Origin of the sequence: Maribacter sp. (assembly GCF_049667165.1) — a bacterium.
Classification (GTDB): Bacteria; Bacteroidota; Bacteroidia; order Flavobacteriales; family Flavobacteriaceae; genus Maribacter_A.
On the sequence record NZ_JBATHS010000268.1, the window covers coordinates 1 to 1,825 of the forward strand.

The window sequence follows — 1,825 nt, forward strand, 5'->3', positions numbered from 1 at the left end:
CCTCCGCCAACGGGCAGATCAAGATCGGGGACAATCCCCAGACCATAGATCCCACATCGGTATTGGAACTCGAAAGCGGTTCCCGGGTGTTGGTGATCACCCGTGTTACCACGGTAGAAATGAATGCGATTACCCCCTTGGCCGGGGCCGTGGTCTACAACACCGACCTGCAATGCGTACATTATTACGATGGCACCCAGTGGGTGAATATTTGTGAAGAGGTTGGCGGCATTCCCAATTTGACCACCGATCCCTTTGTCAATGCGAACAGTACCTTGGTCATTACGCCCAATGGGGAGAACAACCATATCGAAGTAGCCCCCAACAGTATTCGCAGTGCGCAGATTGTCGATGGGGGAATCAATGGGGTTGACATTCAGGACAATAGCATCGGGCAGAGTAAATTGGGCAATGATGCCGTAGGGCGGAATGAAATCATCGATAACGCGGTGGGATTGGACGCCTTGGATACCGGTGAAGTCACCTTGGGCAGTTTAACAAATACCCCAGGGTTTATTACAGGGGCCGATATTGTAAGTGGGGATACAGGAAACAATATTATGATAGGCCTTGATGGAGGGGCTTTTTATGATGATAGTACCCTACAGGGTAATATACTTTCAAATACCTTGAATATTGGAACCAATGCTAATAACATACAGATTAATTCCGACGCTATTGCTGCAGATGGGGATACGGATGATCAGAATGAGCTAATCACAGGCATTCAGGTTCAAGGAGATGATCTTGTATTTAATGAAGGGCCAAATCAACAGACCGTTAGTTTGGCGTCATTTAACAATTCAGGAAGTGATAGTCAAAATCTTACGCTTGCAGGAAATAATTTAAGTATCGATAATGGGAATACCGTAAATCTTGCAGTTTTTTTGGATAATACTGATGAACAACAATTATCCATCAATCCAGCTGGTACACGTATCTCTCTAACCGATGGTGGTTTTGTAGACCTCCCCCCTGGCACAGTAGATACAGATGAACAACAATTAACACTGGCCAGTAACATATTATCATTGGAAGATGGGGGCGCCCCAATAAGTCTTGTACCTTATTTGGATAATACGGATGAGCAACAATTGAGCATTGCGGGCAATCGGATTTCATTGACTGATGGTGGGTTTGTCGACCTGCCCCCTGGAACGGTGGATACGGATGATCAAAACCTTAGCCTAGCAGGGAATACTCTAAATATTACAGATGGTACGAGTGTTGATTTAACCCCTATTTTAGGAGAAGCTGATACAGACGACCAAAATTTAAGCTTAACTGGGAATACTTTGAATATCACTGATGGAACAGGTGTAGATTTAACCCCTATTTTAGGGAGTAACCAAAACGCTGCGCAAGTTCCTTTTAATCCCTATATTACTTTATCAGCTACAAATACACAACTTGCTATAGAGCAATTAAAAGATGAACTAGATATTGCTACTATTGCCGGAGGAGGAGAAAACCCTACGAACGAATTGCAAGACATTCAACTAACAGGTACCATAGTTTCTTTAACCATACCGGCCACAGCAGGTAATTCAATTGATTTAGATCCTACTTTCGTTACGGAAGCAGAACTAACTGCATTTTCTATAAACGATGCCGATTTTGACCCCAACAATGAGATTCAGGCCATAGCTTCTGCCGATGGTTCTGTGATCATAACCCCAGTAGGTGTCAACGACTTTGACCTTTCTGTGCCCGTTGGCACCGATGACCAGAACATTCTAGGGTCAATACTTGCCGGCGAGACACTCACCATAGGTATCGAGGGCGGTAACCCTCAGGACGTGGACCTGGCAACCTTTGCGCTCGA

1 pseudogene is annotated in these 1,825 nt (G+C 44.8%); it reads left to right on the plus strand.

The annotated features are described in order from the left end of the window. Window positions 1-1,825: pseudogene (locus WBM98_RS13140) on the plus strand (hypothetical protein); the annotation flags it as partial.